This window comes from Streptomyces sp. NPDC086777 (genome assembly GCF_040702065.1).
In the GTDB taxonomy this organism is placed as follows: domain Bacteria; phylum Actinomycetota; class Actinomycetes; order Streptomycetales; family Streptomycetaceae; genus Streptomyces.
Window position 1 is genome coordinate 53,449 of sequence record NZ_JBFBJI010000003.1, and the last position, 22,010, is coordinate 75,458.

General features: G+C 71.2%; 21 protein-coding genes, 3 tRNA genes and 1 pseudogene. 13 read left to right on the forward strand and 12 right to left on the reverse strand.

The annotated features are described in order from the left end of the window. Window positions 1–107: 107 nt before the first annotated feature. Window positions 108–314 (reverse strand): developmental transcriptional regulator BldC, encoded by a 207-nt coding sequence (gene bldC, locus AB0472_RS05125; protein ID WP_003949541.1) that lies wholly within the window; start codon window positions 312–314, stop codon window positions 108–110. A 667-nt stretch (window positions 315–981) separates the two neighbouring features. Then, window positions 982–1,824 (reverse strand): hypothetical protein, encoded by an 843-nt coding sequence (locus tag AB0472_RS05130; protein ID WP_366353528.1) that lies wholly within the window; start codon window positions 1,822–1,824, stop codon window positions 982–984. A gap of 265 nt (window positions 1,825–2,089) precedes the next feature. Between AB0472_RS05130 and AB0472_RS05135 the strand changes: the two genes are divergently transcribed. Both AB0472_RS05135 and AB0472_RS05140 read left to right on the forward strand, forming a co-directional pair. Beyond that, window positions 2,090–3,181 (forward strand): Glu/Leu/Phe/Val dehydrogenase dimerization domain-containing protein, encoded by a 1,092-nt coding sequence (locus tag AB0472_RS05135; protein WP_366353529.1) that lies wholly within the window; start codon window positions 2,090–2,092, stop codon window positions 3,179–3,181. Between the two features lie 300 nt (window positions 3,182–3,481). Next, complete coding sequence (locus tag AB0472_RS05140; protein ID WP_046733692.1) at window positions 3,482–3,745, forward strand: DUF3073 domain-containing protein; 264 nt, start codon at window positions 3,482–3,484, stop codon at window positions 3,743–3,745. Between the two features lie 117 nt (window positions 3,746–3,862). Here AB0472_RS05140 and purM read toward each other — a convergent pair whose 3' ends face one another. The 4 genes from purM to AB0472_RS05160 form a co-directional block, all read right to left on the reverse strand. Beyond that, complete coding sequence (purM, locus tag AB0472_RS05145) at window positions 3,863–4,939, reverse strand: phosphoribosylformylglycinamidine cyclo-ligase (RefSeq protein ID WP_366353530.1); 1,077 nt, start codon at window positions 4,937–4,939, stop codon at window positions 3,863–3,865. 34 nt (window positions 4,940–4,973) lie between these two features. Continuing rightward, window positions 4,974–6,503, reverse strand: coding sequence for an amidophosphoribosyltransferase (gene purF / locus AB0472_RS05150; protein WP_366353532.1), 1,530 nt, complete (start codon window positions 6,501–6,503; stop codon window positions 4,974–4,976). A gap of 243 nt (window positions 6,504–6,746) precedes the next feature. Next, entirely contained in the window at window positions 6,747–7,094 is a 348-nt protein-coding gene (locus AB0472_RS05155) for an META domain-containing protein (protein ID WP_366353534.1), read from the reverse strand. A 150-nt stretch (window positions 7,095–7,244) separates the two neighbouring features. After that, a complete protein-coding gene (locus AB0472_RS05160) occupies window positions 7,245–8,042 on the reverse strand; it encodes a sterol carrier family protein (RefSeq protein ID WP_366353535.1) in 798 nt (265 codons plus the stop codon). A 92-nt stretch (window positions 8,043–8,134) separates the two neighbouring features. On the opposite strand from AB0472_RS05160, the gene AB0472_RS05165 reads away from it, so the two are divergent. From AB0472_RS05165 to AB0472_RS05175, 3 genes and pseudogenes are all read left to right on the forward strand, one after another. Next, on the forward strand, window positions 8,135–8,338 hold the full coding sequence (locus AB0472_RS05165) for a helix-turn-helix domain-containing protein (RefSeq protein ID WP_366353537.1): 204 nt from the start codon (window positions 8,135–8,137) through the stop codon (window positions 8,336–8,338). A 6-nt stretch (window positions 8,339–8,344) separates the two neighbouring features. Next, window positions 8,345–8,806 carry a Clp protease N-terminal domain-containing protein gene (locus tag AB0472_RS05170; RefSeq protein WP_366353539.1) on the forward strand — a complete coding sequence of 154 codons (462 nt, stop codon included), beginning with the start codon at window positions 8,345–8,347 and terminating at the stop codon, window positions 8,804–8,806. 10 nt (window positions 8,807–8,816) lie between these two features. Next, window positions 8,817–9,047 (forward strand): annotated as a pseudogene (locus AB0472_RS05175) (Uma2 family endonuclease); the annotation flags it as partial. Between the two features lie 63 nt (window positions 9,048–9,110). Here AB0472_RS05175 and purL read toward each other — a convergent pair. The 3 genes from purL to purS are packed head-to-tail and all read right to left on the reverse strand — an operon-like array spanning window position 9,111 to window position 12,330. Next, window positions 9,111–11,369: a phosphoribosylformylglycinamidine synthase subunit PurL gene (gene purL, locus AB0472_RS05180; RefSeq protein WP_366353541.1), complete on the reverse strand. Its 2,259-nt coding sequence runs from the start codon at window positions 11,367–11,369 to the stop codon at window positions 9,111–9,113. Then, window positions 11,366–12,070, reverse strand: coding sequence for a phosphoribosylformylglycinamidine synthase subunit PurQ (gene purQ, locus AB0472_RS05185; protein ID WP_366353542.1), 705 nt, complete (start codon window positions 12,068–12,070; stop codon window positions 11,366–11,368). The genes purL and purQ overlap by 4 nt, the downstream gene beginning before the upstream one ends. Beyond that, window positions 12,067–12,330, reverse strand: coding sequence for a phosphoribosylformylglycinamidine synthase subunit PurS (gene purS / locus AB0472_RS05190; protein WP_093501106.1), 264 nt, complete (start codon window positions 12,328–12,330; stop codon window positions 12,067–12,069). The genes purQ and purS overlap by 4 nt, the downstream gene beginning before the upstream one ends. 384 nt (window positions 12,331–12,714) lie before the next feature. Between purS and AB0472_RS05195 the strand changes: the two genes are divergently transcribed. The 8 genes from AB0472_RS05195 (at window position 12,715) to AB0472_RS05230 (ending at window position 17,205) form a co-directional block, all read left to right on the forward strand. After that, the gene (locus AB0472_RS05195) at window positions 12,715–13,032 is read left to right on the forward strand and encodes an Lsr2 family protein (protein WP_189262718.1); all 318 of its coding nucleotides are present in this window, start codon (window positions 12,715–12,717) and stop codon (window positions 13,030–13,032) included. Window positions 13,033–13,167: 135 nt separating this feature from the next. Then, a tRNA-Gly gene (locus tag AB0472_RS05200) sits at window positions 13,168–13,239 on the forward strand. 81 nt (window positions 13,240–13,320) lie between these two features. Continuing rightward, a tRNA-Gly gene (locus AB0472_RS05205) sits at window positions 13,321–13,396 on the forward strand. 142 nt (window positions 13,397–13,538) lie between these two features. Beyond that, entirely contained in the window at window positions 13,539–14,462 is a 924-nt protein-coding gene (locus AB0472_RS05210; protein ID WP_366353543.1) for an ABC transporter ATP-binding protein, read from the forward strand. Further along, window positions 14,459–15,220: an ABC transporter permease gene (locus AB0472_RS05215; protein WP_366353544.1), complete on the forward strand. Its 762-nt coding sequence runs from the start codon at window positions 14,459–14,461 to the stop codon at window positions 15,218–15,220. The genes AB0472_RS05210 and AB0472_RS05215 overlap by 4 nt, the downstream gene beginning before the upstream one ends. 25 nt (window positions 15,221–15,245) lie before the next feature. Then, entirely contained in the window at window positions 15,246–16,499 is a 1,254-nt protein-coding gene (locus tag AB0472_RS05220) for a sensor histidine kinase (protein WP_366353546.1), read from the forward strand. Continuing rightward, window positions 16,496–17,110, forward strand: coding sequence for a response regulator transcription factor (locus AB0472_RS05225; RefSeq protein ID WP_366353548.1), 615 nt, complete (start codon window positions 16,496–16,498; stop codon window positions 17,108–17,110). The genes AB0472_RS05220 and AB0472_RS05225 overlap by 4 nt, the downstream gene beginning before the upstream one ends. A gap of 22 nt (window positions 17,111–17,132) precedes the next feature. Next, window positions 17,133–17,205, forward strand: a tRNA-Gly gene (locus AB0472_RS05230). Window positions 17,206–17,293: 88 nt separating this feature from the next. On the opposite strand, the gene AB0472_RS05235 is transcribed toward AB0472_RS05230, so the two are convergent. The 3 genes from AB0472_RS05235 to AB0472_RS05245 form a co-directional block, all read right to left on the reverse strand. Beyond that, the gene (locus AB0472_RS05235) at window positions 17,294–18,193 is read right to left on the reverse strand and encodes a phosphoribosylaminoimidazolesuccinocarboxamide synthase (protein WP_366353550.1); all 900 of its coding nucleotides are present in this window, start codon (window positions 18,191–18,193) and stop codon (window positions 17,294–17,296) included. Window positions 18,194–18,300: 107 nt separating this feature from the next. Then, complete coding sequence (locus tag AB0472_RS05240; protein WP_366353552.1) at window positions 18,301–19,797, reverse strand: N,N-dimethylformamidase beta subunit family domain-containing protein; 1,497 nt, start codon at window positions 19,795–19,797, stop codon at window positions 18,301–18,303. A gap of 296 nt (window positions 19,798–20,093) precedes the next feature. Then, a complete protein-coding gene (locus AB0472_RS05245; protein ID WP_366353554.1) occupies window positions 20,094–21,929 on the reverse strand; it encodes a hypothetical protein in 1,836 nt (611 codons plus the stop codon). Window positions 21,930–22,010: the final 81 nt, after the last annotated feature.

The window sequence follows — 22,010 nt, forward strand, 5'->3', positions numbered from 1 at the left end:
GCCTGGGCGTGGGCCCTGTTGGGGCAGGTCCCGCGTCGCTTCGAGCTAGGGTTCGGGGCACTTCGACCAGTTGGGGGACCAGCCGGTTTGCCCGCTATTCAGTTGGATCAGGCTTCACTGCGCTGCTGCGGGATGCCCGCCAGCAGGGCGCGCACCTCAGCCTCGCGGTAGCGGCGGTGTCCGCCGAGCGTGCGGATCGACGTCAGCTTGCCGGCCTTCGCCCACCGCGTGACCGTCTTGGGGTCGACGCGGAACATCGTGGCGACCTCGGCGGGGGTCAGCAGCGGCTCGGCATCAGGGGTGCGAGCGGTCATGAGCGGCCTCCTCGGGAGAACCGAACCATCTCGGTTCTTTCCTCTAAATTCTGCACCTTGACCCGCGTTGCCCGAAATGGCGGACGCGAGTCGAGTCGGTTATAGGACGAACGGCTTGTCCTCGGCACTACAACTACACCATCCGTCCAGCCGCGTCGGCCAAACCGATGGAATTGCCCTCCCAGGTAGGCATCAGCCGCGGAAGCCGATGGACCATGCCATAGCGGACAGTCACGCCACTGTGACGATCAGTCACAGGACGATCAGGAGTCACCAGACCCCCCAAAGCACGTAATGCTGAGAATCCGCCCACAGTGCACCACACTTGGACGGATGGAGCCCTCCCCGGACTCCTTGTCCTATTTTGGCACGAGGAGTGGCAAGAGGCGCAAGAGCCGTGTAAGTGCTATCCGTCACCCTTGACGCAAAAGCCCGGATCAGGATCCAACGTCCAGTGCGTTCACTGAAGTGCCGTCAAGGTACGTTGTTTCACGGCTTCTGGGCCGTGACGTACATCACTCACCACGCACACGTCACGCAGCTGTCATCCGGTCGTCAACCGCATCGGACGCCCCGTCACTCAGTACGGATCACCGGGCGTCCGTGCTCAGACCGGCTCCAGGACCGGTCCCCGGACCGGCCCGAGGGCGGGCAGGCGGACCGGCCCTCAGTTCGCCGAACGGCGGTCCCGCACCGTCCGCCACCGCTCCACCAGCCGCCCGTACGCCTCCCCGGCCGCCGCCCCGTCGCCCTGGCGCAGCGCCTCGATGCCGGCCGCCACGTCGGCCGCCGAATGATCGTCCTCCAGGTCCCCGGCCGGCAGGGTGTGCACGAGACCGCCGTAGTCCAGCTCGACCACCGAGCGCGGGTGGAACTCCTCCAGCCAGCGGCCGACGTCCACCAGGCCGTCGATCAGCGGCCCTTCCTCCACGGTGTCCTTGAGCGTGCGCAGCGCCCGGGCCACCCGGCGCCGGGCCTGCACCATGGGCGTGCGGTAGCGCAGCATCGGCGGGATCTCGGCGGTGCCCTTCTCGTACCGGCGCTCCTCGTCGGAGACCAGCACGAACCAGTTCAGCGGCACCTGCCAGGTCGCGGTGCGGATCCAGGGCCGGCAGTCGGGGTTGCGGGCCAGCCAGCGCTCGTAGTCCATCGTGGCCTGCCGGCGCACGACCGGCGGCAGCATCGCGTCCAGGACCGACGCCGGCAGTTCGCCGGAGAGTTCCTGCAGGGCCTGCCAGCCGCGCAGCCGGGTCCGCCACGGGCAGACGCAGACGACGCCGTCGACCTCCAGGACGAAGGCGTCGCCGCTCTCCTGCACCGGCACCGCGATCGGCGGGGTGGGCAGCAAGTCGGCCAGGGAGCGCCGGAGTTCGTCCTGGTAGGAGGGGCGCTCCGGACGGCGGGCGTAGCGCGTCCAGTGGTCGCGCTCCCGGTCCGGGAAGGCTGCCAGCGGCTCGTACACACGCAGGTACGTCGCGTAGGGGACGACCACCGAGGACACCTTGGGCACGCCTGCTCCCTCCCCATCGGACCGGGCTCGAAACCAGCGGAACCCACGGCGGAGCCTTGACGCAACCGGCCGGGGCCGGCCGCGGAAACCACAGCAAATCGTCCCACGCTCATACGTGCACACACGGCACGGGAGAGTGATCCTGAACACTGCGCGGATGGTGTACGGGCAATGGCTCTACGCTCATGCCAGGCCCCCGCCACCCTTACGGGAGCCCCCGCTTCCACCCGCCGCGACACACGCGACACAACCGGGAGTCACCACAGTGACCGACGTTTCCACCGGCGTCCTGCACACCCTGTTCCACTCGGACCAGGGCGGTCACGAGCAGGTCGTGCTCTGTCAGGACCGCAAGAGCGGCCTCAAGGCCGTCATCGCCATCCACTCCACCGCGCTGGGCCCCGCCCTCGGCGGCACCCGCTTCTACCCGTACGCCAACGAGGAGGAGGCCGTCGCCGACGCCCTCAACCTCGCGCGCGGGATGTCGTACAAGAACGCCATGGCCGGGCTCGACCACGGCGGCGGCAAGGCCGTGATCATCGGGGATCCGGACCGGGACAAGACCGAGGAGCTGCTGCTCGCCTACGGGCGTTTCGTGGCCTCGCTCGGCGGCCGGTACGTCACCGCCTGCGATGTCGGCACGTACGTCGCCGACATGGACGTCGTGGCCCGTGAGTGCCGCTGGACCACCGGGCGTTCTCCCGAGAACGGCGGCGCCGGCGACTCCTCCGTGCTCACCGCCTACGGCGTCTACCAGGGCATGCGGGCCAGCGCCCAGCACCTGTGGGGCGACCCCTCGCTGCGCGACCGCACCGTCGGCATCGCGGGCGTCGGCAAGGTCGGCCACCACCTGGTGGAGCACCTGCTGGACGAGGGTGCCCGGGTGGTCGTCACGGACGTGCGCCGGGAGGCCGTCGGCCGGATCTCCGACCGCCACCCGCAGGTGCAGGTGGCCGCCGACACCGACGCCCTGATCCGCGTCGAGGGTCTCGACATCTACGCCCCCTGCGCGCTCGGCGGCGCCCTGAGCGACGAGTCGGTGCCGGTACTGACCGCCAAGGTGGTGTGCGGCGCGGCCAACAACCAGCTCGCCCACCCGGGCGTCGAGAAGGACCTCGCCGACCGCGGGATCCTCTACGCACCGGACTACGTGGTGAACGCCGGCGGTGTGATCCAGGTCGCCGACGAACTGCACGGGTTCGACTTCGACCGGTGCAAGGCGAAGGCGGCGAAGATCTTCGACACGACGCTGGCCATATTCGCACGTGCGAAGGAGGACGGGATTCCGCCGGCCGCCGCGGCCGACCGGATCGCCGAACAGCGGATGCACGAAGCGGCAACGGCGGGCGGCCACTGATCGAACACCGGGTAACCGGACGGATTTCCGGTACCCGCCGGCGGGCACTTGGAGAGAACTCTCACGTTCGTCGGCGGGTCGTCCGCCAGGAAGTGGTTAAAATCGTGGTTGACCAGCGGGGACGGGGCGCCTCGCGGGTTGTGCAGCCAGGCGCGTGGTGCGGGCGACGTACCGTATGGGCGCGGGCTCAGGTACCGTGGGAGCCCTACGGACCGGTCTCTCCGAGGAGAGCCCGTTCCGGATCATGAACGCGTGTCAGACTCTGGGGCCGTCGAGCCCCGTCACCGAGGGGGTCGAGCCATGGGGCGCGGCCGGGCCAAGGCCAAGCAGACGAAGGTCGCCCGCCAGCTGAAGTACAACAGCGGTGGGACTGACCTGTCACGTCTGGCCAGCGAGCTGGGCGCATCGACTTCGAGCCAGCCGCCGAATGGCGAGCCGTTCGAGGACGACGACGAGGATGACGACCCGTACGCCCAGTACGCGGATCTCTACAACGACGACGATGAGGACGAGGACGAGGACGACCAGTCCGGTCCGCACTCCCAGCATCGTCGTGGTGCTTGACGCCGGCGGCTGCTGAGCCGCTTCACTGACCCGGTCCGGGGTTTCATCGCCGGACCGGGTTTTGTGCTGGCCTCACAGGGCTCCGCCCCGGACCCCGCTCCTCAGACGCCGGAGGGGCTAGTTCGGTGCGTAGTCCCCCACCAGCTCCGCGCCGGTGGTGTGCTCGCCGCGCTCGGTGATCTCGCCGGCGACCCAGGCGTCGACCCCGCGGTCGGCCAGGGCGGTCAGGGCCACGTCCGCGGATTCCTGCGGGACGATCGCGATCATGCCGACGCCCATGTTGAGCGTCTTCTCCAGTTCGAGCCGCTCGACGCCGCCGGTGCGGCCGACGAGGTCGAAGATCGGACCGGGGGTCCAGGTGGCGCGGTCGACGATCGCGTGCAGGTGGTCCGGGATCACCCGGGCCAGGTTCGCGGCGAGTCCGCCGCCGGTGACGTGGCTGAAGGCGTGCACCTCCGCCGTCCGCATCAGGGCGAGGCAGTCCAGCGAGTAGATCTTGGTCGGCTCCAGGAGTTCCTCGCCGAGCGTGCGGCCCAGGTCCTCGATGTGCGCGTCGAGCGCGAGGCCCGCCTGGTTCAGCAGCACGTGCCGGACCAGGGAGTACCCGTTGGAGTGAAGCCCGGAGGACGCCATGGCGATCACCGCGTCACCCGTACGGATACGATCCGCGCCGAGCAGCCGGTCGGCCTCCACCACGCCCGTACCGGCGCCGGCCACGTCGAAGTCGTCCTCGCCCAGCAGGCCCGGGTGTTCGGCCGTCTCGCCGCCCACCAGGGCGCACCCGGCCAGCACGCAGCCCTCAGCGATGCCCTTGACGATGGCGGCGACCCGCTCCGGGTGCACCTTGCCGACGCAGATGTAGTCGGTCATGAACAGCGGCTCGGCACCGCACACCACGATGTCGTCCATGACCATGGCGACCAGGTCGTGGCCGATGGTGTCGTACACGCCCAGCCGGCGGGCGATGTCGACCTTGGTGCCCACGCCGTCCGTCGCGGAGGCCAGCAGCGGGCGCTCGTAGTTCTTCAGGGCGGAGGCGTCGAAGAGGCCGGCGAAGCCGCCGAGGCCACCGAGGACCTCGGGGCGCTGCGTCTTCTTCACCCACTCCTTCATGAGCTCCACGGCGCGGTCGCCCGCGTCGATGTCGACGCCGGCAGCCGCGTAGGAAGCACCGGGAACAGAGTTCTCAGACATTGCCTGGGATCTTTCGGGTTGGTTTCTACGAGGCTTACGGGCGACGGATCGCGTCGGCCGCGGCCGTGGCTGCCGGACCGGCGGCCAGCTCGGTCTCCAGGAGCTGCTTGCCCAGCAGTTCGGGGTCCGGGAGCTCCATCGGGTACTCGCCGTCGAAGCAGGCGCGGCACAGGTTCGGCTTGGCGATGGCGGTCGCCTCGATCATGCCGTCGATGGAGATGTACGCCAGGGAGTCGGCGCCCAGCGAGGTGCCGATCTCCTCGATCGTCATGCCGTTGGCGATGAGCTCGGCGCGGGTGGCGAAGTCGATGCCGAAGAAGCACGGCCACTTGACCGGCGGCGACGAGATCCGGATGTGGACCTCGGCCGCGCCCGCCTCCCGCAGCATCCGCACCAGGGCCCGCTGGGTGTTGCCGCGGACGATGGAGTCGTCGACGACGACCAGCCGCTTGCCCTTGATGACTTCCTTCAGCGGGTTCAGCTTCAGCCGGATGCCGAGCTGCCGGATGGTCTGCGAGGGCTGGATGAAGGTCCGGCCGACGTAGGCGTTCTTGACCAGACCGTTGCCGAAGGGGATGCCGGAGGCCTCCGCGTAGCCGATGGCGGCCGGGGTGCCGGACTCCGGGGTCGCTATCACCATGTCGGCGTCGACCGGGGCTTCCTTGGCGAGCTTCCGGCCCATCTCCACGCGGGAGAGGTACACGTTCCGCCCGGCGATGTCGGTGTCGGGGCGGGCCAGGTACACGTACTCGAAGACACAGCCCTTGGGCTTCGCTTCCGCGAATCGCGAGGTGCGCAGGCCGTTCTCGTCGACGGCGACGAACTCGCCCGGCTCGATCTCGCGGACGAAGCTGGCGCCGCAGATGTCGAGCGCGGCGGACTCCGAGGCGACGACCCAGCCGCGCTCGAGACGGCCGAGGACCAGCGGGCGGATGCCCTGCGGGTCGCGGGCGGCGTAGAGGGTGTGCTCGTCCATGAAGACGAGCGAGAAGGCACCGCGCACCTTGGGCAGGACCGCGTGCGCGGCCTCCTCGATGGTCAGCGGCTTGCCGTCGTCGTCGGTCTGGGCCGCCAGGAGGGCGGTGAGCAGGTCGGTGTCGTTGGTGGCCGCGACCCGGGTGGACCGGCCGTTGTGGTCCTTGGGGAGTTCGGCCACCATCTCGGCGAGCTGCGCCGTGTTGACGAGGTTGCCGTTGTGGCCGAGCGCGATCGAGCCGTGCGCGGTGGCACGGAACGTCGGCTGGGCGTTCTCCCACACGGAGGCACCGGTGGTCGAGTAGCGGGCGTGACCGACCGCGATGTGACCCTGGAGCGAACCGAGCGAGGTTTCGTCGAAGACCTGGGAGACGAGGCCCATGTCCTTGAAGACGAGGATCTGGGAGCCGTTGCTGACCGCGATACCCGCGGACTCCTGGCCCCGATGCTGGAGGGCGTAGAGCCCGAAGTACGTGAGCTTGGCGACCTCTTCACCGGGAGCCCAGACTCCGAAGACGCCGCAAGCGTCCTGGGGGCCCTTCTCACCGGGGAGCAGATCGTGATTGAGGAGACCGTCACCACGTGGCACGGCACCGAGTGTAGGCGAGATCGACCACTGGTCCGAATTGGGGATACCCCGCCGTAATGGATCTACGACCGCGGACGCGGTTGTGGCTTTCTCCATTTCCGCAGGTCAGCGCGGTCAGAGCTTCCTCCAGGCGGCGCCGGTTCGGGCGGAGCGGCGCCCGCGCAACCCCCTCACACCGTATCTCTGAGTGAGGTGTCGCACATCATTCGGGGGGTCGCGAGGGGGCTGCGGCCCGGGTGGCGGTCACGTCCTGGAGAGCTGGACGCGGTCGCCGCCGCTCGCGGTGAGGGTGAGTTTCCCGCTCTCACCCGTCATGGTCAGCGGTCCTGAGGTGAGCGTGCGGGAGAGGGCGCGCTCGAAGGCCATCCGCGCGTTGTCACAGGCCATCCGCGTGGTGCGGACGTGGCTCAGCCGGAACTGGTCGCCGGTGATCCGGGCCGTGCCGCTGAACTGGTTGCACCCGAAGCTGCCGGCCGCCCGGTCGTCCTCGATCCTCACGTGGGCACGCGCCGGAGCGCGGTGGGTGGTGCCGTCGACGGTCACGCTGTCCACGGTCCAGTCGATCCCGGTCACGGCCGGCGCAGTACCCACGGTTCCGCCTCTCCCGTCGCCGCAGGCCACCGCGAGCAGAGCGAGGAGGGCGGCGGCCACTGCCCTCGCCAGGGTCGTACGGTGCGTGCGCAGTTTCAACCCGTACCCGTACATACCGTTTCGACGGTGCGCCCCGGGTGATCGGTTCCCTCATCCCATGACGGGCAGGTACGCCCCGAGGTCCGCCCGTTCCCCACTGGCGCTGACCCTGGCGTCCGCCAGGGCCTCCTGCCACCCCAGCCGTCCGGTGGCGAGCCGGATCCAGGTCAGCGGGTCGGTCTCGACGACGTTCGGCGGGGTCCCCCGGGTGTGCCGGGGCCCTTCGACGCACTGCACCACGGCGTACGGCGGCACCCGCACCTCGGTCGACCCGCCGGGCGCCTTGACCGCGAGGGCGTCGGCGAGCAGCCGGGTGCAGGCGGCCAGGGCCTGCCGGTCGTAGGGGATGTCGAGTCCCGGGACCGCCGCGCCGAGGTCGTCGGTGTGGACGACCAGCTCGACGGCCCGGGTGACCAGGTAGTCGTCGAGGGAGAGCGCGCCGGCGCTGGTGGCGAGCAGCCGGGTGCCGGGGTGGGCGTCGAGCAGGACGCGGAAGCTGTCGTCGATGCCGGCGAGGTAGGCGTCGAGGTCGGGGTGGCCGGCGGCGAGGCGCCGGGTGAAGTCGTCGATGGCGACGGCGTTGCCGGAGGTCCCGAACGGCCAGTCGAGCAGCACCGCGTCGGCCTTCGCCGGCTCGGGCTGGTCCAGGGCCCGGTGGACGGCGGTGAGCGCCATGCCGACGTGGGCGACGAGGTCCCGCACGGTCCACCCCGCCAGCCTGGTGGGGAGCGCGAGCTGCTCGGGGGTGAGGGCGCGGACGGCGTCCCGCACGTTCGAGAACTGGGCGAGGACCGCCGTACGGGTCTTGCCGGGGTCGTACGTCCTGGGGCGCTTCTTGGCGGGAGGCATGGCGGTGAGCGTATTGCCTCGGTCCGACAGGCGAGGGTCGAGGTTGTCAGTCTGGGTTGACAACCTCTGTCCGTCAATCCAGACTGACAGACATGGAGACACCAGAGCTCTCGGAACGCCTCAGGTCGCACGACCCCGCGGTGGGACTGCGGGCCGTGGGAGCCCTGCACCGGCTGGCCGAACAGGTCGAGGCGGCGGCGGTCGTGCGCGCCCGCGAACAGGGCTGGTCCTGGGAGCAGATCGGGGACGCCCTCGGGGTGTCCCGGCAGTCCGTCCACGCCAAGTACGGGAAGTGAGACGACATGTTCGAACAGTTCGCGGCGGAGGCCCGGGCGACCGTCACGTCGGCGGTCGAGGAGACCACGCTGCGCGGCGACCGCCGCATCGGCACCGAGCACCTCCTGCTGGGGGTGCTGCGCGACCCCGGCGCGGCCCGCGCCTTCGGCACCGACCTGGAGACCGCCCGCGCCGCCCTCGACGCCCTCGACCGCTCGGCGCTGGCCGTGGTCGGCATCGACGTCCGGGGCATCGAGCGGGCGCCGATCCCGGCGTCCCGCAAACGAACCCCCTTCACCTCGGGTGCCCGCGCGGTCCTCCCCCGCGCCCTCACCGAGACGAGGAAGGCCCACAGCCGCCGCATCACCCCGGAACACCTGCTGCTGGCGCTGCTCGACTGCGAGCACCCGGATCCGGTGGCGGCGCTCCTCACCGAACTCGACATCGACCGCACCGCCGTCCGCACCCGCCTGCGCCGGTCGGGGTGATCACCCGTGCACGGACCGGCGGGACCGGCACGAGAAGCCGACGGCGTACGGTCGGTCCGGGATCCCCCTGTATCTCCTGATCGACCGGGACTCCTGCACGGTCACGGTGCACAGCGGCCCGGACCGGCAGGTCGGCGGGTACCGCAGCGTCCGGACCTCGAAGGTCGGCGAGAAGCTGGCCCTCCCCGAACCGATGGGCATCGAACTCGACACGGAGATCCTCGAGAACTACGTCCGATGAGCGCGACGAAGGCCCCGCCCGGAGACATGAACCCGGGCGGGGCCTTCGTCGCGCTACGGCGGGTTACGCCAGAAGGGCCTCGATCGTGCCCTCGTGCGCCTCGCGGAGTTCGGTCAGGGAGAGTGCGAACTCGCCCTGGATCTCCACCGAGTCGCCGTCCACGACGCCGATGCGGGTGGCCGGGAGGCCGCGGGCGCCGCACATGTCGTTGAAGCGGACCTCCTCGGAGCGCGGTACGGCCACGAGGGCGCGGCCGGCCGACTCGGAGAGGAGGAAGGTGAAGGCGTCGAGGCCGTCGGGGACCACGAGGCGCGCGCCCTTGTCGCCGAGGAGCGCGGACTCCACGACCGCCTGGACCAGGCCGCCGTCCGACAGGTCGTGCGCGGAGTCGATCATGCCGTCGCGGGAGGCGGAGATCAGGATCTCGGCGAGGAGCCGCTCGCGCTCCAGGTCCACCTTCGGCGGCAGGCCGCCCAGGTGGTCGTGGACGACCTGGGACCACGCCGAGCCGCCGAACTCCGCACGCGTGTCGCCGAGGAGGTAGAGCAGCTGGCCCTCCTCCTGGAAGCCGACCGGCGTGCGGCGGGCCACGTCGTCGATCACGCCGAGGACGGCGACCACCGGGGTCGGGTGGATGGCCGCCTCGCCCGTCTGGTTGTAGAGCGAGACGTTGCCGCCGGTCACCGGGGTGCCGAGCTGCTGGCAGCCGTCGGCGAGACCGCGGATGGCCTCCGCGAACTGCCACATCACCGCCGGGTCCTCGGGCGAGCCGAAGTTCAGGCAGTCCGAGACCGCGAGGGGCTTGGCACCGGTCGTGGCCACGTTGCGGTAGGCCTCGGCCAGCGCCAGCTGCGCGCCCGTGTACGGGTCGAGCTTGGCGTAGCGGCCGTTGCCGTCGGTGGCGATGGCGACGCCGAGGCCGGTGGCCTCGTCGATGCGGATCATGCCCGAGTCCTCGGGCTGGGCCAGCACCGTGTTGCCCTGCACGAAGTGGTCGTACTGCGAGGTGATCCACTTCTTGGAGGCCTGGTTGGGGGAGCCCACCAGCTTCAGGACCTGGTCCTTCAGCTCCTGCGCCGTCGCGGGCCGCGGCAGCTTGTTCGCGTCGTCCGCCTGGAGGGCGTCCTGCCAGGACGGACGGGCGTACGGGCGCTCGTAGACCGGGCCGTCGTGGGCGACCGTGCGCGGGTCGACGTCGACGATCTTCTCGCCGTGCCAGAAGATCTCCAGACGGTCGCCGTCGGTCACCTCGCCGATGACGGTGGCGATGACGTCCCACTTCTCGCAGATCTCCAGGAAGCGGGCGACCTTGGCCGGCTCGACCACCGCGCACATGCGTTCCTGCGACTCGCTCATGAGGATTTCCTCGGGCGAGAGGGTCGAGTCGCGCAGCGGGACGTCGTCCAGGGTGACGGTCATGCCGCCGGAGCCGTTCGAGGCCAGCTCGGAGGTGGCGCAGGACAGGCCGGCCGCACCGAGGTCCTGGATGCCGACGACCAGCTTCTCGGCGAAGGCCTCCAGCGTGCACTCGATCAGGAGCTTCTCCTGGAACGGGTCGCCGACCTGCACCGCGGGACGCTTCGACGGCTTGGCGTCGTCGAAGGTCTCGCTCGCGAGGATGGAGGCGCCGCCGATGCCGTCGCCGCCGGTCCTGGCGCCGTACAGGATGACCTGGTTGCCGGCGCCGGAGGCCTTGGCGAGGTGGATGTCCTCGTGCCGCATGACACCGATGGCACCGGCGTTGACCAGCGGGTTGCCCTGGTAACAGGCGTCGAAGACGACCTCGCCGCCGATGTTCGGCAGGCCCAGGCAGTTGCCGTAGCCGCCGATGCCGGCGACGACGCCGGGCAGCACCCGCTTGGTGTCGGGGTGGTCGGCCGCGCCGAAGCGCAGCGGGTCGACCACGGCCACCGGGCGCGCGCCCATCGCGATGATGTCGCGGACGATGCCGCCGACACCGGTGGCCGCGCCCTGGTAGGGCTCCACGTACGACGGGTGGTTGTGCGACTCGACCTTGAAGGTCACGGCGTAGCCCTGGCCGACGTCCACGACGCCCGCGTTCTCGCCGATGCCGACGAGCAGGGCGTCCGACTGGGGCGCCTTCTCGCCGAACTGGCGGAGGTGGACCTTGGAGGACTTGTACGAGCAGTGCTCGGACCACATGACCGAGTACATGGCGAGCTCGGCGCCGGTCGGGCGGCGGCCGAGGATCTCCACCACCCGCTCGTACTCGTCCTTCTTCAGGCCGAGTTCGGCCCAGGGCAGCTCGACGTCGGGGGTCGCGGCCGCGTGCTCGACCGTGTCCAGAGGCGTCCGGCTCATGCGTTGACCAGCTTCTTGAGGATCGAGGTGAAGAAGGGGAGGCCGTCCGTGCGGCCGGTGCCGATCAGCGGCTCGACGGCGTGCTCGGGGTGCGGCATGAGGCCGACGACGTTCCCGGCCTCGTTGGTGATGCCGGCGATGTCGCGCAGCGAGCCGTTGGGGTTGCCGCATCCATCAGCGGCTTCGCCGCGGACCACGTAGCGGAAGGCGACCCGGCCCTCGGCCTCCAGCTTGTCGAGCGTGTACTCGTCGGCGACGTACCGGCCGTCCATGTTCTTCAGCGGGATGTGGATCTCCTGCCCCGCGCTGTAGTCCGTCGTCCAGGCGCTGGAGGTGTTCTCCACGCGCAGCTTCTGCTCGCGGCAGATGAAGTGCAGGTGGTTGTTGCCGAGCATCGCGCCGGGCAGCAGGTGCGCCTCGGTGAGGACCTGGAAGCCGTTGCAGATACCGAGGACCGGCAGCCCGGCCTTCGCCTGCTCGATGACCGTCTCCATCACCGGCGAGAAGCGGGAGATGGCGCCGGCCCGCAGATAGTCGCCGTAGGAGAAACCACCGGGAAGGACCACCGCGTCGACCTGGTGGAGGTCCTTGTCCTTGTGCCAGAGGGCGACCGGTTCCGCGCCCGCGAGCCGGATCGCGCGCTGGGTGTCACGGTCGTCGAGGCTTCCGGGGAAAGTGACGACGCCAATACGAGCGGTCACTTCGCCGCCTCCGCGACTTCGTCGACGCGAACCGTGAAGTCCTCGATCACGGTGTTGGCGAGGAAGGATTCCGCAAGATCGTGGATGCGGGCGAGCGCGGCCTCGTCGACCGGCCCGTCAACTTCCAGTTCGAATCGCTTTCCCTGACGTACATCGGAGATGCCTTCGAAACCCAGGCGCGGCAGCGCACGCTGGACCGCCTGGCCCTGGGGGTCGAGGATCTCCGGCTTGAGCATGACGTCGACTACGACGCGTGCCACTGGCACTCCCGGTGTTGTGGTGCTGACTGCTGAGCAGATACCCGTGATACCCGTCGGTGGTCTCCGACCGGTGCCTTCAGACTACCCGCACAAAATTTCTACGCGGGTAGAGTTGTAGGAAACTACGTGAGCCGCATCACGATCGGGTGACAGCGGCCGATCCTCACGAAAAGTTCTGGGAAAGTTCCCCGGGTTCGTCCACGACATCTATTGCGCCGGGGACACGCGGACAGATTTAGTCGGGCTTCACTTTGTATTGCCAGGCACTGTACAAATGAATTGGCAATAGCCGATACTCGGCACGTCATCTTCCGCCGTCGCGGTCATCGCCGATGAGCTGTCGATGAGCTGTATAGACGTGCCACACGAAGGGACCGGATATTCGTGGCGCAGAAGGTCGTGGTCACTCTCTTTGACGACATCGACGGCTCGGAAGCGGCGGAAACGATCGCCTTCGGACTCGACGGCAAGTCGTACGAGATCGATCTGAATCAAGCCAACGCCAAGAAACTGCGCAAGGCCCTGGAGCCTTACGTGGTGGCCGGCCGCAAGCGGTCGAAGTCGGGCAAGGCGTACAAGCAGACGGAGGTCGCCCCCGACCCGGCGGCCGTCCGCGCCTGGGCGCAGGCGAACAAGATGGATGTCCCGGCCCGCGGCCGCATCCCGAAGAAGGTGTACGAGGCGTTCAGCGCCGCCCAGTGACGGGGCGGCCGGCTGCCCTCAGGGAGCGTCAGCCGCCCCTGGGGGCAGCCGACTTGCGCTACCCCCCTGCTGATCAGCTAATGTCTGGAGCACGCCGACGGGCCAGGCCGAAAAGCCGAAGCCCACGGAGTACATGCGGGTGTAGTTCAGTAGTAGAACATCCCCCTTCCAGGGGGAAGGCGCAGTGTGCAATTCCTGTCACCCGCTCTGCACCGCCGGTCCTGAGCATGCTTGTGGATCAGGTAGGCTGGTGCTCGCACCGATCGGTGGGAGCCGGTCGGGAGCAGTGCGGACGTAGCTCAGTTGGTAGAGCGCAACCTTGCCAAGGTTGAGGTCGCGAGTTCGAGCCTCGTCGTCCGCTCCAGCTCATAGAGGAAACCCCAGTCGTATGACTGGGGTTTTTTCGTGCGCTCACCTCCGCGCCCCCGACGCTCTCTGACATTTGTCATGGCGCGTGATGACACCGCGCACTGCTCCCCGGCGCCGGCCACGGGGAGGCTGGAGCCATGGACTACGAACACGTGATTGAGGTCACAGATCTCCGGCGTGTCTACGGGGGCGGGTTCGAGGCGGTCCGTGGGATCACCTTCTCCGTGGCCCGCGGGGAGATCTTCGCGCTGCTCGGCACCAACGGCGCCGGAAAGACGTCGACGGTCGAACTGCTGGAGGGACTCGCACCGCCCGACGGCGGCCGGGTACGGGTACTGGGCCACGACCCGCACCGGGAACGGGCCGCGGTACGCCCGCGCACCGGCGTGATGCTCCAGGAGGGCGGCTTCCCCTCCGAGCTCACCGTCGGCGAGACGGTACGGATGTGGGCCGGCTGTACGACGGGAGCCCGGCCCACGGCCGAGGCGCTCGGCCTGGTCGGGCTCGGCGGCCGGACGGACGTCCGGGTCAAGCAGCTCTCCGGCGGCGAACGGCGCCGCCTGGACCTGGCGCTCGCGCTGCTCGGCAGGCCCGAGGTGCTCTTCCTGGACGAGCCGACCACCGGACTCGACGCCGAAGGCCGCCGGGACACCTGGGAGTTGGTCCGCACCCTGCGCGACGACGGGGCCGCGGTCCTGCTCACCACGCACTACCTGGAGGAGGCCGAGGAACTCGCGGACCGGCTCGCGATCCTGCACGAGGGACACATCGCGGCCGCCGGGACACCGGGCGAGGTGACCGCGGGCCGGCCCGCGCGGATGTCCTTCGAACTGCCCACGGGCTACTTCCTCGGGGACCTGCCGCCGCTCGCCGCGATGGGGGTGTGCGGACACGAACTCGACGGCGGCCTCGTCCGGCTGCGCACCCGCGAGGTGCAGCGGACCGCCGCCGCCGTACTCGGCTGGGCCGAACGGACCGGGGTCGAACTGCACCGGCTGGAGGTGCGGTCCGCCTCGCTGGAGGAGGCGTTCCTGGGGATCGCGCGGGAGGCGGCCGCATGAACACCGTGATCACGGCGCGGCTGCGCGCCCTCGCCCACGCCGAACTGCTCCTCTTCGGCCGCAACCGCAGCGCCGTCCTCACCGCGCTGCTCGTACCGCTCGCACTCCCGGTCACCGTGCGGCCCGCGGTCGACCGGGCCGGCATCAAGGGGATCGGCCTCGGCACCCTGATGCTGACCGCGGCGATCGGCTTCTCCCTCCTGTTCGCCGTCTACACCTCGCTGGTCGGCGCGTTCGTCGCCCGCCGCGAGGAACTCGTCCTCAAGAGGCTGCGCACCGGCGAACTGTCCGACGCGGAGATCCTGACCGGCACCGCCCTGCCCGCCGTCTGCCTCGGCCTGGTACAGGCGCTGCTGCTGGCCACCGGCTGCACGGTGCTGCTCGGCGCGGGCGCGCCCAGGGCGCCGTACCTCACGCTGCTCGGACTCCTCCTCGGCCTGCTGCTCAGCGCCGCGCTCGCCGCGCTCACCTCGGCCTTCACCGGGACCACCGAGAGCGCCCAGATCACCGCGCTGCCCCTGGTCCTCGTCTCCATGACGGGCTCGGGCATCGCTCTCCCCGCGGACGCCCTGTCCGGCCGGCTCGCCCGGATCTGCGAACTCCTCCCGCTCTCCCCGGCCGTCCGGCTGGTCCGGGCCGGCTGGACCGGGGAGCTCGGCGCGGGCCAGGCCCTGGGCGCGGTCCTCACCGCCCTGGCCTGGACGGTGGTCGCGGTGTTTGCTGTACGGCGGTGGTTCCGCTGGGAACCCCGGCGCTGAGGGGAACGAGGGGAACGGGACCGGGATGAGCGGGGCAGCAGGGGGCTGGTGGCGGCGGAAGACCACCCCCGCCAAGGTCGAGACGTACACACGCTGGTCGTTCCACTTCTTCGCGCTGATCGAGGTCACGGCCATCGGGCTGCCGGTCTTCGGACAGGCGGGGGCGGCCCTCGCGAGCCTGCTGATGGCCCTGGTCGTCGTCCACGCCCTGCTCTGCGCGGTGACGGCGTCCCGCGCGCTGGACTGGACGCGGGGCCGCCGGGAGCAGCCGGTGCGACTGCTCTGGGCACTCGTCACGGCGACCTACGTCATCGCCGTCGTCGCGCTCGTCCTGCGCAGGCACGGCTCCGGCCCGGACCTGGACGCCGCCGTGGCCGGCGTCTTCACCGGGGTGCAGTCCTTCGGCGCCGGGACCATGACACTCGGCGTGCGCAACCGCAGACGCGTCCTGTCGCTCGTGGCGGGCTTCGCGTGCGGAGCCGGGGCGGTCTCCCTCCCGCTGGGTTACCCCGTCCCGGCCGCGCTGCTCACCGCGCTCGTGGTGTTCCTCGGCAGCGCGTTCCTCGCCGTCACCGCGATCTTCTCCGTCTGGCTGCTGGACGCGGTCTACGAACTCGACGAGGCCCGCGAGACCCGCGCCCGGCTCGCCGTCGCCGAGGAACGGCTGCGGTTCGGGCGCGATCTGCACGACGTCCTCGGCCGGAACCTCGCCGTCATCGCCCTCAAGAGCGAACTGGCCGTCCAGCTGGCCCGGCGCGAGCGGCCCGAGGCCGTCGACCAGATGATCGAGGTGCAGCGGATCGCGCAGGAGTCGCAGCGGGAGGTCCGCGACGTCGTCCGGGGCTATCGGGAGGCCGACCTCGGGACCGAACTCGCCGGGGCGCAGGGCGTGCTGACGGCCGCGGGAGTCGCCTGCGAGGTGACCGGCGACGCCGCCGGGCTGCCCGCCGAGGTGCAGTCGGCGCTCGGCTGGGTGGTGCGGGAGGCGACCACCAACGTGCTGCGGCACGGGGACGCCGGACGGTGCACGGTGGGGCTGCGGGTACGGGAGGGAAGCGTGGTGCTGACGGTGCAGAACGACGGGGTCGTGGCACGCGGGGACGCCGGCCCGTCCCGGGACGGCGGGTCCGGACTGGCCGGGCTGCGGGAGCGGCTCGCGGTGGTCGACGGGACGCTGGAGGCCGGGCCGGTCGGGGCGGACGGCTTCCGGGTGGTCGCCTCGGTACCGCTGTCCGATCGCACGACGCCTGAAACGAGTGTGAGTGGAGTCACTTCATGACATCTCCGGTCCGACTGCTGCTCGCGGACGACGAGCATCTGATCCGGGGTGCGCTGGCCGCGCTGCTCGGCCTGGAGGACGACCTGGTCGTCGTCGCGGAGGCGGCGAGCGGGCCGGAGGCGCTGGCCATGGCGCGGGCCCACCGCCCCGACGTGGCGGTGCTGGACCTGCAGATGCCCGGCGCCGACGGTGTGAGGGTCGCCACATCCCTCCGGGCCGAACTGCCCGGCTGCCAGGTGCTGATCGTCACCGGTCACGGCCGGCCCGGGCATCTGAAGCGGGCGCTGACCGCCGGAGTGCGCGGGTTCGTCCCGAAGACGGTGAGCGCGCAGCGCCTCGCCGAGATCATCCGGACCGTGCACGCGGGAAACCGGTACATCGACCCGGAGTTGGCCGCCGACGCGATCTCCGCCGGGGACTCGCCGCTGACCGCGCGGGAGGCGGAGGTGCTGGAGCTGGCGGCCGACGGGGCGCCGGTCGCGGAGATCGCCGAGCGGGCCGCGCTGTCGCCGGGAACCGTGCGCAACTACCTCTCCTCGGCCGTCACCAAACTCGGTGCGGAGAACCGTCATGCGGCGGTGCGTCTCGCACGGGAGCGAGGTTGGGTATAGTTGCTCTCGCGCCACGGCGCATGCGGACGTAGCTCAGTTGGTAGAGCGCAACCTTGCCAAGGTTGAGGTCGCGAGTTCGAGCCTCGTCGTCCGCTCGGAGAGAAGGCCCCCGGTTCCCACCGGGGGCCTTCCGCGTTCGGGGCCTTCGGTTCTCCCGGGCCCGGGGCCCGGGAGACGCCTCCGTCACGACCAGCTGTTGCCCGTCAGCCGCTCGTACGCCTCGATGTACTTCGCACGGGTCGCCTCGACCACCTGCTCCGGCAGCGGCGGCGGGGGCTGCTCGCTCCTGCGGTCCCAGCCGGACTCGGCCGAGGTCAGCCAGTCACGCACGTACTGCTTGTCGAACGACGGCTGGGCGCGGCCCGGCTGCCACTCGTCGGCCGGCCAGAAGCGCGACGAGTCCGGGGTGAGGACCTCGTCGGCGAGGACCAGGGTGTCGTTGTCGAAGCCGAACTCGAACTTCGTGTCGGCCAGGACGATCCCCCGGTCCCGGGCGATGTCCCGCGCCCTGCCGTACACCGCGAGGGTGGCCTGGCGCAGCTGGGCCGCGGTCTCGGCGCCGACCTGGCGGGCGATCTCCTCGTACGACACGTTCTCGTCGTGCTCGCCGACCTCGGCCTTGGTGGCCGGGGTGAAGATCGGGGCGGGCAGCTCGGAGCCGTCGACCAGGCCCTCGGGCAGGGCGAGGCCGCAGACCGTGCGGGACTCCTGGTACTCGGCGAGGCCGGAGCCGGTGAGGTAGCCGCGGGCCACGCACTCGACCGGGAGCATCTTCAGGGACTTGCAGATCAGGGTGCGGCCCGCCCAGTCGGCGGGGGCGCCCTCGGGCAGCTCGGTGCTGATGACGTGGTTGGGCGCCAGGTCGGCGAGCTTGTCGAACCACCACAGGGAGAGCTGGGTGAGCACCCGCCCCTTGTCGGGGATCTCGGTCGGCAGCACCCAGTCGTAGGCGGACAGCCGGTCGCTGGCGACCATCACGAGGTCTCCGGCCGCGTTCTGGTACAGCTCGCGCACCTTGCCGGTGTGCAGATGCACCAGGCCCGGCACCTCCACGGGCTCGGGCTTTTCGACGAATCCGGACACGGTTCCTCCCCGTGGTTCTGTACAGGTGCCCTCGATTCTCCCGTATTCCGGGTTGCGCACGGACAGCGGGGCCGCGCGGACACCTGTGCGGGACGGCCGCGTCCGCGTCAGTCGTGCTTGCAGATGCGGTCCAGGAGGTTGGCCGTGGCCCGCTGGACGCGCGGGTCGACGTGACCGGGGCGGTCCAGGGCCGGCGACCAGGCGAAGGTGCCGGCGGCGAAGACCAGGGCGCCGGAGGGGGCGCGGTAGAGGGAGGTCTCCTGGTGCCGCAGGACGCCGTCGTTGTCGGTGTAGGGGGAGTGGGCGAGCAGGATGCGCTCCTCGTGCTCGGGCAGCGCGGTACGCGGGAAGTAACGGTCCGCCTCGCCGGCCACCAGGCCCGGGAGTTCGTCGCCCTCGTGCGCGCCGGTGGCCTCCCAGAGCCAGTGCCCCGCGTTGCGCACGATCAGGGGGTACGGCTCGGGCACCCGGCCCGCGTACTGGATGCCGACCGTCTGCTGTTCGGGCCGGTCGATCTCGCGCCAGAGCACGGGCTTTCCCGGGCCCTTGCGCTTTCGGCAGGTCAGCAGGCGGTCCGCGACCCCGGACGGGGAGGGGCCCAACTCCACCTGCCAGTACATGGTGTTGGCGGAGAGGAAGACGAGGCTGGTGCCGCTGTCCCGGGCCAGCTCGACCGTGCGGCGCATCTGCGGCGACCAGTACTCGTCGTGGCCCGGGAAGACCAGGCCCCGGTAGCGGGTCGGGTCGACGCGGCCGGCGTGCAGGTCGCGGGCGTCGGCGTAGGCGAGGTCGTAGCCGTAGCGCTCGGCCCAGCGGATGAAGTCGTAGGCGTGGCCGACGTGCAGGGGCAGGCCGGCGCCCGCGTACGGCCGGTCGAAGGAGACGGTGGTCGCCGCGTCGGCCTCGCCGAGCAGCCGGCCCCGCTCGTCCCAGGCGTGGTAGAGGCTGGCGCCGGTGCGGCCGTCCTCCGGGTAGAGGTTGTAGGCCTGCCAGGTGATGTCCGGCAGCAGGAGCAGCAGGTCGGCCGGGTGGTTGTCGCGGATCGTGAAGGGCACGTGGGAGCGGTAGCCGTCGGCCGTGGTGAGCACGGCGACGTACGCGCCGATGCTCCAGTACAACGGGACCTGCAGCCGCCAGGAGAGCCACCAGTGGTGGCAGGAGACCGTGCGGTCGGCGGCGAGCGGCGGGGGCTGGACGATGCCGGACAGCCGGGGGCTGGTGGTGATCTTGGACGCGCCGTCGCCGCCGTAGTGGCCGATGCGGTAGATGTCGACGCTGAACTCCTGCGGCGGGTCGACGGTGATGTGGAAGTCGACGGCCTCGCCCGGGGTGACCGCGCCGGTCGAGGTGAACCCCTTGATCTGGCGGTGCACGTCGTCCGCGGAGCGCGGGCCGCCGTCGGCGGTGCGCGGTGCCGGGACCCGGGGGTTCTCGCCGGTGGGCTGTGGCCGGCTGGGGTCCACGTACCAGGGGACGACATGACCGGTGTCGTCGAAATAGGTCTCGCTGCCGCGCAGCCAGGGGACGGGCCCCTGACCGAAGGGGTCCGTGACGGCGTGCGCGAGTGCTCCCGACTCCCAGCGGCGGATCTGGTCCGATGCCATGGTGGCTCCCCTCCCTCGTGCCCCCGTGAAGTGTGCTGATACGAGCCGATGTGCGATGTGTGCGCCGTGTCTCGTGCCGCGTGCCGTGCTCTGCCGTTCCGTGCGGTGCTGTGCCCTTGCGGTGCCGCTCCGTGCGGTGCCGGGCCGTGACTGTGGCGTCTGTCTTATGTCGGATGCGCTTGCCACACCCGGCAACGGTCCCAGCACATCACATAACGCACGTGTACGGTCACGGTTCGTTGCGAATTTGCCTGAAGTGGAACAATTTGCTCCGCTAAAGCGCCGAAACGTCGAGGTCAGACCAGCCGGACCGGCTTCTCGGGACGTATTCCGGACTCGACCAGCCAGGCCCGCAGCGGGGCCGGGTCTCCCTCCTCGATGAGGCTGAGGATTCTGGGCGTCAGGTCGGCGGTCCGCTCGCCGTCGACCAGCAGGGCCGGACCGTCGAGCCAGTCCAGGCCGGGGGTGGCTCCGGCGGTGTCCACGGCCGCGCAGCACACCATCGCCCTGACGTGGTCGGCGAGGAGTTCGCGGGCGGTGCGCGGGGGCTGGAGCGGGAAGAGGGGCAGTGCCCCGTCGTCCCAGAAGGGACTGCCGGGGCCGCTCTGGCCGCCGGCGGCCGCGGGGCAGCCGGGGCGCGTGGTGTCGGCCGTGCTCGCGTGCGCTCCCTCGTGCTCCTCGCGGGCGAGGGCCGCGGTGAGACCGGCGGCGAGGGCGGCGCTGCGTTCGGTGCCGGTGGGCTCGCCGTCCGCCTCGTCGTCGTAGCCGGGGGCGCGGACGTCGTGGCCCAGGACGCGGGCGTCGTCGTCGGGTGCCGGGCGGCAGCGGCGCCCGCCGGGGGCGGCGGTCGGGTCGGTGAGGTGGTCCAGGACCCGGGCCAGGGTGGGGCCGCCGGGGTCCGGGGCGCCGGGGTCGAGGGTGGCGCGGACCCCGAGGGCGTCCAGGACGCGGTGCAGGCGGGCGGCCTCGGTGCGCCAGGTGCGGTCGACGACCTCGTCCGGGTACTCCGGCCAGGCCACCGGCGACCAGGCCGGGCCGGGCTCGGCGGGGCCGCCGTGGAAGAGGCGGGCGGCGAGCAGCGAGGCGGCCTCGTCCACCAGGCCCGGCTCCTCCAGCAGGTCACAGGCGGGCCGCTCGCCCAGCCGGGAGGCGAAGCCCTCGGCCAGCCGGTCGCGCCGGGAGAGCTCGGTGAGGGCCGCGACCACGCCCGCGTCCAGCCGGGAGGGCCAGCGGCCCATCCGCCAGGCGGGCAGCGCGACCCGGGTCAGCAGCCGGTCCCAGCCCGCGTAGGCCAGGCCGACCTGTTCCTGGGCGACGATCCGCAGTCCGTAGTCCACCGCCTGGGCCCGCTCGGCGGCCGCCGCGGCGACCCCGCGCTCCATCAGCGCCGCGTGCTCCCGGCAGCCACGCAGCAGCAGCCGGGCCACCCAGGCGACACCCGCGCACACCAGGCGGGTGGCCGGACATCGGGCGGACGTCGCGGAGACCGCCACCGCCGCGTCCAGGCCCCGTACGAAGCGGCGGGCGGCCGCTATGTCCGGGTGCGCCGAGGGTCCGGTGCCCGCGACGACCGGGGCGAGGACCGCGCGGAGCTCGCCGACGCGCATCCACCACAGGAACGGGGAGCCGATGACGAGGACGGGGGCGGCCGGGGTGCGGCGGTGCAGGCCGGGGGTGCCGAGCTCGTCGCCGCCCCTGGGTACGGGCGGGCCGTGGGCCGGGTGGGTGCGGTCCTCCAGCCAGCTGTCGCAGTCCGGGGTGAGCGCTATCGCGGAGGGCGCCGGCACGTCGAGGCGGTCGGCCAGGTCGCGCACCATCCGGTACAGGTCGGGGGCGGACTCCTCCGGGATCGCGACCGTCGGGCTCACGGCCGGGCGGGCGCGGGCCACCACCAGGGCGATGCCGGCGGCGGCCAGCAGCACGAGGAGGGCGAGGGCGCCGACGGTCCAGCGGGCGGTGTCCCAGCCGCGGCCGACGAAGTGGCCGGTGGAACCGCCGGCCAGCAGGATCACCGTGGCCGCGGCGGGCAGCAGCGCCACGGCCAGGGCGCGGCCGCGGATGCGCAGCACGGCGAGCGCCCGGGTACGCGCTGCCTGCGCTCCCGCCTCCGCACCGATACCGGTACTGGTCACGTCCGGACCTCACCCCCTCCCTGCTGTCCTCGGCCTGTCCTGGCTGTTGCTCACTCCCCCACTGTGGCACCCGTCACTGAC